An 8175-nucleotide genomic window follows, 5' to 3' on the forward strand; every position below is an offset into this window, starting at 1 on the left:
ATAAGGCTCGCAACGGCGCTATCTCGAGCCTTCTCCGCGACGGCCGAAGCTGGCGCGATATCATGGCCGCGACCTGATGCAGCCGAACGCTGCTCGCCAAGATCGCTGGTAATCGCCGACTACAGGCAGAGGCTGACGGAGCGATCCGGGGAGATGAGCCGGAAGCGCATCTCATGTCGAAGGTCGCTGCGCGGATCGAGACGCCTGAATACCGCGTGCGGCGTCACATCAATGGCGGGCTCGGCCTTTGCAACGTCAGCGACTACCTAAACGAACACCGGATCGCCGAAGTCCGCAGCGCGCTCGCCGCCCTCGCAGGCCGACGTGCCGCTCCTGACGAGCGCGATGGGTGCCAGGGTTGGCAACCTCGTGATGTCCAACCGGGTGCTCAAAGAACGTTTCGGCAAAGCCCCCAGCACGTTTTGGCGGCGGCATCTCGAAGGCTAGGCGCGCCGCCCTCCAAGCCTGCGTACCAGTCGTTTTCGAAAATGACTGGTCGGTTTCGAGGATCGGCGTGCCAGGATAGGTTCAAATCGGCAAGTCGACCGCGTTCACAACGGGACGCGACGACACCGATGATTTCCATTGCCCCGACCAGGCTGCCAAGCAAGCTGCCGACTAAGCTGATCATCGCCGGTTGCCCCTCCTTGCTTGTGCCAGCTGCTCTTCTGAGCCGGTCATATCGCCCCGATCCGACGCCACGCTTGTTAACGTGGTCACCATCCATCATGCCGGCAGACAGACCGCGGCGTTGGGCGGCGTCCTGCGCCCGCGCCGCGACATTGGCTTCAGGACCGGCGGCCGGGTGCTCGCGCTGAACGTGCAGGTCGGCGCCCGCCTCTACGATCGTGATCTGGCGTCGCGGCACCAAACGCTCGCGACGGTCGAGGCCCGCTACGCCCGTGGCGATTTCGGCGCACTGCCCGTGCTCGGCACGCGCCAAGCAACATCAACGGCAGAGCCCGCGGTCGTTCGCCAGCGCGTCGCGTCGACGCTCACACACATCCAGCGCCACCGCGCGCTTGGCGGCTAGCCGTTCTCTTCACCCTTATCGATCAGCAAAGGATCTTCCCGTGCTCTATACCCAAACCCTGAAATTCACGCTCGCCAGCATTCTCGCCGCGACCGTCACGCTACCCGCCTACGCACAGGACCAGCCGGCCGATCCGTACCGCGATACCGTGACCGTCGGTGCCGGCGTCGCGGCACTCCCTGATTACGAAGGCTCCAACGACTACCGGATCACCCCCGTCCCCGCCGCGATCGGCGCCGTCAGGGGGTACGGCTTCGTGCTTGCCGGCAACCAGCTGAGCGTCGACCTAATCAAGGACGAGCCCGGTCCAGTCTGGGATTTCCAGGTTGGTCCGATCGTCCAGCTGAACTTCAACCGCAGTTCGCTCGGTAACATAGTCGACCTTCGCGTCCGTGCGCTCGGCAAGCGCGCCACCGCAGTCGAAGTTGGCGGCTATGTTGGCATAGGCAAAACCGGAGTGCTGACGAGCCCGTACGACAAGCTGTCGGTCACGCTCGGCTATCGCCACGACATCAGCAATGTCCACGACAGCGGCATCTGGAACCCCAGCATCACTTATTTCACGCCGCTGTCCCGCAAGGCTGCGATCGGCGTGTTCGCGTCCGCCGACATCGTCGAACGCAGCTATGCCCAAACCTATTACAGCGTCTCAACGGCGCAGAGCGTCGCGAGCGGTTTGCCTATCTATGCCGCCGGTGCTGGCCTCAAGAACTGGACGCTCGGCGCGATCGGCAGCTATTCGCTCACTGGCGACCTACTGCAGGGCATCAAGATCGTCGCGGGCGGCACTTATGGACGCATGGAAGGTGACATCGCCCGCAGCCCGCTCGTCGCGATCGCCGGATCGCGCGATCAGTGGCTCGGGACGTTCGGTCTTGCCTATACGTTCTAGTCCGTAGTGTGGGTCCGGCCAGTTGGCCCGTAGCCGGTCATTTACCCACAGCAAGGTCGACTATAGGGGCGTTCACGCTGGCACAGCTCAGATGCCCCATTCCCAGACACTCAGCGCTTCGTTGGCTAGCTTCAACTTCAGACATGTCTTCATCTCAGTGGAACGCGGCGTCAAGCCGCCACGGATCAAGAATTTATTGGCGAACATTGGGACAAAGCCGTCGTTCGGGCAATCGGCCGTGAACGTCGAGCTCTGGAAAAATTGGCCTTGCGGGGGGCTCCGAGATCGGCTCGGCAACAAGCTAGCCCGAGGTAGCGACTTCGTCGAAATTGGATCTCACGCCAAAACAGCAGCCGCTGTTCCCTGACGAAAAACGTCGTCTCCGAGGTTGTCGCGCACTTTCTGAATCCGACAGGGCATCTCGGACAATGATACGGACATGGAGCACGTACGCCACCGCGCAAGCCGCAATTCTCCAAGATTTAGGGTGCGCGGCAGCGACAAACCAATATTTTACGACGGCGCTCGGCGGCCAGTCGACACTAAAACGCGGCCGGGCCATTTCCGCTCATAATCCGACATCGAAGGAACTCTCGCGGCTTTCCAGAAGCGACCATTCCACTTGGAAGACGTAACTGCCGTTTGCGCGACCGGAAGATTGCGGCGCTTCGAAGTCGTTGGCCACTCTTCTATTGGAGCAGCGCGAGCGCTCGTCGGTATTTATCAGCGCGTTCTCGATCCCGGTTCGTAACAACGGGAAGGCGCGAAAGGTCCAAATTGTCGGCAATGTCGGCGCGCTTCACGTCGCGCGCGATCTCGTTTGCGGCGCAGCGCGCGACGAAAGCATCGTAGTCCTCATCATCGCGTCGGGTGAGTGCCACCACGGCGTCGGCAACCGCATCGCCGAAGCGAACGCGGATCGTAGCTGGCGTTACAGCGCAATCCTCGACGACATCGTGCAGCACCGCGGTGATCCGGCGCACATCGTCCGCCTGCGCCAGCATTACCCGGAGCGGATGCAGGATGTAGGGCGCGCCAGCTTTGTCGACCTGTCCCTGATGCGCATGAGTTGCGAACACAATCGCTTCGTCAAGTGGGCTAAACGATAGGTCAGTAATTGTCGTACTCCTCTCGGGTCGCGAGCCGGCCGCCCATTCGAGCGTCCATATATAAGTGGTTTGAATAAACGGTTTCGCTCTCCCGCCTCCTACCCTTGAAGCGACGAAAAATTCGTCCCGACACATGCTCCCAGTGAAAGGCGACGTCTTCGAAGCTATAAATCAAATAGACGTCACGCCCCTCGCGAAATGCGTCGGATGGTACGCCGCGCTCATCGTCCTCAAACAACGCAACGCCCTTCCTATTGGCCGCCTCATCGGCAACGCACGCCTGGATCCAAACGGACCCACCTCAAGCCGTTCACCTAGTTTCGAACCGTATATGCTCGAGGCTGGACCGAGGATCGCGCACGAGGTCGACGCTCAAAAATTGATCGTCGTATTGCAGCGTTCCGAACATCTCGTACATCAAACACTCGTGTTCCCCTCGACGCTGCTGCTCTGCGCGTTCATAGTCATTCCACCCGGCACCAGGCACGTCGACCCAGAAATAGCCGCTGTTGATCTTGCCTTCCAAAAACGCGACAAACGCCCCCACCGGTCGGGCATCGACTTTAACGAAGCTCCATGCTCGATCATCTGGCTTGTTTTGAACGCTGACGCCCAGAGCCGCTGCGAGTTGCGTGACGGAAACATTCGGTCCGATCCGAACTCCGTGAAAAACGAAAGAGGATGTCTCGTGTTCGAACGTCAACATATCAGGTTCCCGCGACACGATCCGCGCGAAAGCTCCCTCGCGGCATGGGCCAATGTATCATATCGACGTTTCGGAGCGCTGCTGATCTGGCGAAGCAAGTCCAAGTGATGCTGAAAACACGCGATATCGCACACGGCGCGTTGGCATCATTTCCCGCGCGCGCGCTGTTGTTCCGTCATCCCGTGGAAGTCACTTGGGGAATAACCGTCGCCGTTTTCACGTCATCGAGCTGTGTACTGGTGCTGAAATTCACTCCACGTCATTTACTGATCACGACAAATGGCGGCGGAAATGACGTCGACCAGATTTCATGTTACCAGTTCGTATTCAACCACAGTAAACCGTCCGCTGGTCAGCTCTTTACTAAACGCCGAAACCTCGCATTACTCCACGACATCGAAACCGTGCAGCACTGACTACTCGTATTTTGAGCCACTTCACATTCGCCATGTTTCCAGCAAACTGCGCCGCGCCGCAGGACGCTCGGCTATCACGCTGCGGATAAAGGAAAGGTTCGCGTCGAATACCGGCACCTGCCAGATTGCTTCGCCTTGCGCCGATAGCCACGCCTTTATGATCCACAGCAAGGCGGTTTCGTGACGCCCGTCGGCGATACGGGCCGCCAATGCTGTGGCAAAGGATGGCGGCAGTTGATGGCGGGCGATCGCTTGCGCAGCGAAGGCCGAATCGCGGTCCTCGCGTGTGTCCAATCGATCGATTAGCGGGGCAAGGACGAGCACATTTCCCGTCAGGGCGAACAAAGTCTCACGGCGCGCACACTCGAACGCAATGCCTAGCCTCTTATCCTGAGCCTCCGCGGCTTCGAGCACGGCGATGCTGCCGGCATCGCCGATCAATCTCAAGCCATCGAGATCGGTGGTATCGCCGGCCGAGCCACGCGTTTCCATCAACGCTCGCGCCCGCGTCAATTCGTTGGCGTCCATGCCCTCAAAGTGGAAGGGAAAATAGCCATCCGCCTTCTCCCGCCCCTTTGCCTCATATTGCTTGCTGAAGGCTGTCCAGGTCACGGCCAATTTCCCGTATCAGGCAACACGATCTTCTCCTCGAAACTGGTGATCCGACCTGCCGCTTTGCCGGCCTCGATCTCGGGCATCTCGTATTTTCGGAAGACGTAACCGCCGCCTGCCCTACTTGGTGATTGCAACGCTTCAACGTCCCCCGTCAATCCGCGGGTATAGCGTGCAGATGTTTGGCCCCAGACCTGCTCGCCACCTTTGTCCCATGGCATAGAGGTGTTCAAATGATCCCAGTCATCGATGACCCGGCCACCCGGTGTGCCTTCCAGCGTCGTGCCCCCATGAGCCTCGGCATATTGCCCTGCCGCGACCTTGTTACCTGACCACAGGAAGCCACGCTGCCCGTCGGTTGATACATCCAGTCGGCGTACGACGCCGTCGATGTCTCCTGCGTCGACATGGCGTTTCAGTATGGCACGCGCGTCCTCGATTTGACCGTCTCTCGAGAGTTGCGAGATACGCGATCGCTCGCTCGCTATACTTCCTTCCCTTGCCAACTTTGGCCCGGACACGACCATTCCCATGCCGACCAGACCCTGTAATAGGTCTCGGTAGCCCGGCCCGATCGCGTCCCCGACCAGACCGACGCCCTCCATGCCTACGAAACCCAGAGCCCCAATGCCGAGAAATGCGCCGAATGCGGCAACACCGGCCATCGCAGCAAACGCGCCAGCACCTACCGCGGCGCCTATCCCCAGAATCTGTAGGCCGCCACGCGTCCACGCCTCAAGGTCGAAAACGAAGCCGGTCCGCACCGTCTCGCCGCCAATGAAGACGTTAGGCGACGCGGTCTTGATATGCGCGCCGCACGTCAGCATCGATTTCAGGCGCGACGCGGGCTGCCCGTTGATGAAGACGGTCGACGATCCCTCGCGGACGATAATCGATCCGAGCCAGGGAGGGTGATTGAACGGCAGGCCGTTGCAGCTCGACGCGCTCGACAATTCGGCGCGGATCGCGCTGCGTCCGTTGATGAAGACGTTCGGCGATCCCACCGCCAGCACGCCAGTCGTAGGTTCGGGCAGCTCGAAAATCGTCTCAAGTCCCGACGCGATCTGGTCTCCGGCCAGGCCACCGCCCGCCACCGCGCCCGCAATCGCCACCGCAGCAAGTCCGCCGGTTAAGCCGATCGCACCCACGACGGCGATCCCCGCCGCCACACCGACCAACGCGCCACCGACCATCGCCAGCATGCCATAACCATGGGCGATCTCGTCCTCGACGCGGGCGGCGGGTTCCATGGTCACGGGGTTCAGCGAGTCACGGCTCTAAGACTCATGGATAGCTTGCAGAGGCAGCCGGCGGATCAAAGACCAGGCTGGCCATCGCCCGTCGCCAGTCTGCGTCATGATAGCCGATGTCCGCAGGGAGTGTGGTCAGCGTACAGATGACGGCCAGGAAGCCGCTGTCGAAGAAGATCTGCCGCAACTGCATGGCGCGACCGTCCTTCTCGAATTGAAACTCAAGCCATCCCGCGTCGCGTTCATTGGCGTGAAACAGTTCACGCTTAAGCTCGTGATAGCCGGGCAGGCTGCGACGTATAGTGTCGGCTTGTCCGTTGAAGTATGACGCGAACGGGGTAACGCCCTTACCCGGGTCCTTAGTGATAACGAAACTCGCATCGCCGCCACCGCCGGGAGCAGGCGGTAGGCGAAACGCCACGATCGACTGATCATGCCAAGAATCGGGCACATCAAACACGGCCACACTGGTGCGATAGGACGACATGAGCTGCATAATGCCTCAGTCACGCGGTTCTCGCAACGCCCTACCGGGTGGCCGCGCGCGTAACGGGCCGTCCTGAGATCACCTCACCCGCAATCTCGGCTATCAAGCGTACGGATCCCCTCCATGCCGGCAAAGGGTGCGCGGGTATCGAGCAGGCAAGCATACATCGTCGCCTATGATCGGCTAAAAACCAACTCGTCGCAGATCGAGATTATCTCCCATTTCGCGGAACCGGGCTTCCCAGACGGGTAACCATATTGGACTGCGCTCTTTCTGCCGGGGGCGTGGCCGCTTTCAGGTCGCGAGCGTCAGGCTTCGAACGACCGCTATGTGCGCGTGAAGCGGCCGGGAGCGGCGTTCATGAACGAGCGCGCCCGCTTGCGTCCTATCGACCGCGTCTCGCCTCATGATCCAATCGACGGCATCACCACCAGCGCGGCAGGCAAAGCATTGCCATGCCGCGTCAGTCGCGTAGAGGCTGCGGGTTCCATCGGGATGCCACGGAAAGGCGCCATGGAGCCGGTCAACTCCATCGACGAATGGTTGCAGGTGGACGGTCTGGCCAATCGGCCCGACCAGCGCACCGCGCGTTGATCCGTCGCGCAATGAGAACGTATTGTTTTCCATATCCGCCTGCCTCGTCCAGATTGCCGATCTGTATGCTGGAACATAATTTCGGTTGGCTCACTACGACGATCGCCGATCCGGAGCGACCAATCAATGCGGATTGGGTCGGTGTCGGCATCAGCGATGAACCCGCCCCGCGCTCGAACGCACGGTGCAGAGATAGCACGAACGATCGTCGCCAAGATCAGAATGAGGCGCCGCGCAAGCGGCCACGCTTTTCCGTTTTCGATCCGCGAAAGCGCAACCCGACTGATCCCGACCTGCGCCGCAAAAACCTTCGCATGGTTCGCCGCGGGGTGCCCTCTATTCAGATCGGCACCCGGCTGAACGACGAAGGCGTGCCGGCCCCCGTGGTGGGGAGTGGAACGCCTCGACGGTCCGAGGCGATCCCGCCAAACTCGTCGGCATCCTCAACAACCCGCTCTACGTGGGACGCCTAGCATGGGGGCGCCGGAAGTGGCGCAGGAACCCCGACAGCGAGAAGCGCGAACGCCGCTATCGGCTCCGTAACCAGTCTGATTGGGTAGAAGTTGGGATCCCCGATCTTCAAATCATCGACGATACTGTCTTCGAAGCCGCGCGCGATGAAATCGAACGCCGCAAGCGCCCGGCAACGGCATCGTCGACAGTCGGCAGCAAGCGCACAAAGCATCTCCTGTCCGGGCTCATCCGCTGTATTTGCTGCGGGGCAAACTATACGATCAGCGGGAAGGACTATTATCGCTGTGCCGGCTAGAAGGAGCGCGGCACCTTCAATAATCGCGTGTCGGTTCGCAAGGAACCTTTGGAGGCCGCGACGCTGGCGGTTCTGCAGGAGCATCTGCTGACCGAAAAACATGTGCGGCTATTTACAGAAGAATTCGAGCACGAGATGCAGCGATTGGGCCGCGAGGACGCGGGCATGGAGCACGCAGCTCAATACCGCCTCAAGCAGGTCACTACTGAACTTGACGTGACCCCCGCCTTTCATCCAACTGCAACCAGAGACCGACCGTTGTTGTCGCGCAGGAGCGCGGGTGAAGCAACGGTCGGGTTTAAACCCG

The 8175-nt window shown here is 60.7% G+C and carries 10 protein-coding genes and 2 pseudogenes; 5 read left to right on the forward strand and 7 right to left on the reverse strand.

The window, feature by feature from the left end; translation table 11 throughout:
- The first annotated feature begins 712 nt into the window (after positions 1–712).
- Positions 713–1033 (forward strand): hypothetical protein, encoded by a 321-nt coding sequence (locus C8J47_RS14460; RefSeq protein ID WP_121886196.1) that lies wholly within the window; start codon positions 713–715, stop codon positions 1031–1033.
- A gap of 40 nt (positions 1034–1073) precedes the next feature.
- A complete protein-coding gene (locus C8J47_RS14465; protein WP_259467566.1) occupies positions 1074–1925 on the forward strand; it encodes a MipA/OmpV family protein in 852 nt (283 codons plus the stop codon).
- Positions 1926–2614: 689 nt separating this feature from the next.
- On the opposite strand, the gene C8J47_RS19815 is transcribed toward C8J47_RS14465, so the two are convergent.
- Together C8J47_RS19815 and C8J47_RS14475 are read right to left on the reverse strand one after the other, a co-directional pair.
- Complete coding sequence (locus C8J47_RS19815) at positions 2615–3169, reverse strand: HD domain-containing protein (RefSeq protein WP_121886197.1); 555 nt, start codon at positions 3167–3169, stop codon at positions 2615–2617.
- A 175-nt stretch (positions 3170–3344) separates the two neighbouring features.
- On the reverse strand, positions 3345–3740 hold the full coding sequence (locus tag C8J47_RS14475; RefSeq protein ID WP_121886198.1) for a hypothetical protein: 396 nt from the start codon (positions 3738–3740) through the stop codon (positions 3345–3347).
- 107 nt (positions 3741–3847) lie between these two features.
- Here C8J47_RS14475 and C8J47_RS18980 point away from each other — a divergent pair, with 107 nt between their 5' ends.
- A complete protein-coding gene (locus tag C8J47_RS18980) occupies positions 3848–4156 on the forward strand; it encodes a hypothetical protein (RefSeq protein WP_147454340.1) in 309 nt (102 codons plus the stop codon).
- 21 nt (positions 4157–4177) lie between these two features.
- Here C8J47_RS18980 and C8J47_RS14480 read toward each other — a convergent pair whose 3' ends face one another.
- The 5 genes and pseudogenes from C8J47_RS14480 to C8J47_RS19825 form a co-directional block, all read right to left on the reverse strand.
- The gene (locus C8J47_RS14480) at positions 4178–4768 is read right to left on the reverse strand and encodes a hypothetical protein (RefSeq protein ID WP_133031485.1); all 591 of its coding nucleotides are present in this window, start codon (positions 4766–4768) and stop codon (positions 4178–4180) included.
- Positions 4765–6018, reverse strand: a complete 1254-nt coding sequence (locus C8J47_RS14485) for a PAAR domain-containing protein (RefSeq protein WP_147454341.1) — start codon at positions 6016–6018, stop codon at positions 4765–4767. Before C8J47_RS14485 ends, C8J47_RS14480 begins: the two co-directional genes overlap by 4 nt.
- A gap of 34 nt (positions 6019–6052) precedes the next feature.
- Entirely contained in the window at positions 6053–6484 is a 432-nt protein-coding gene (locus tag C8J47_RS14490; protein ID WP_183129120.1) for a DcrB-related protein, read from the reverse strand.
- Positions 6485–6799: 315 nt separating this feature from the next.
- The gene (locus tag C8J47_RS19820) at positions 6800–7132 is read right to left on the reverse strand and encodes a CHC2 zinc finger domain-containing protein (RefSeq protein ID WP_121886202.1); all 333 of its coding nucleotides are present in this window, start codon (positions 7130–7132) and stop codon (positions 6800–6802) included.
- Positions 7133–7320: 188 nt separating this feature from the next.
- Positions 7321–7443: pseudogene (locus tag C8J47_RS19825) on the reverse strand (helix-turn-helix domain-containing protein); the annotation flags it as partial.
- 41 nt (positions 7444–7484) lie between these two features.
- On the opposite strand from C8J47_RS19825, the pseudogene C8J47_RS19830 reads away from it, so the two are divergent.
- Together C8J47_RS19830 and C8J47_RS18985 are read left to right on the forward strand one after the other, a co-directional pair.
- Positions 7485–7868 (forward strand): annotated as a pseudogene (locus C8J47_RS19830) (recombinase family protein); the annotation flags it as partial.
- Positions 7869–7895: 27 nt separating this feature from the next.
- Positions 7896–8175: hypothetical protein (locus C8J47_RS18985; protein WP_147454342.1), on the forward strand; the 280-nt coding region annotated here is incomplete at its 3' end.

The sequence above is a fragment of the Sphingomonas sp. PP-F2F-G114-C0414 genome (assembly GCF_003688595.1).
Lineage (GTDB): Bacteria > Pseudomonadota > Alphaproteobacteria > Sphingomonadales > Sphingomonadaceae > Sphingomonas.

Excerpts from the sequence above, each read along its gene's own strand:
- C8J47_RS14475 (WP_121886198.1), bottom strand. The coding sequence starts at position 3,740 with ATGTTGACGTTCGAACACGAGACATCCTCTTTCGTTTTTCACGGAGTT.
- C8J47_RS14485 (WP_147454341.1), bottom strand. The coding sequence starts at position 6,018 with ATGGAACCCGCCGCCCGCGTCGAGGACGAGATCGCCCATGGTTATGGC.
- C8J47_RS18980 (WP_147454340.1), top strand. The coding sequence starts at position 3,848 with ATGCTGAAAACACGCGATATCGCACACGGCGCGTTGGCATCATTTCCC.
- C8J47_RS19815 (WP_121886197.1), bottom strand. The coding sequence starts at position 3,169 with ATGTGTCGGGACGAATTTTTCGTCGCTTCAAGGGTAGGAGGCGGGAGA.
- C8J47_RS19820 (WP_121886202.1), bottom strand. The coding sequence starts at position 7,132 with ATGGAAAACAATACGTTCTCATTGCGCGACGGATCAACGCGCGGTGCG.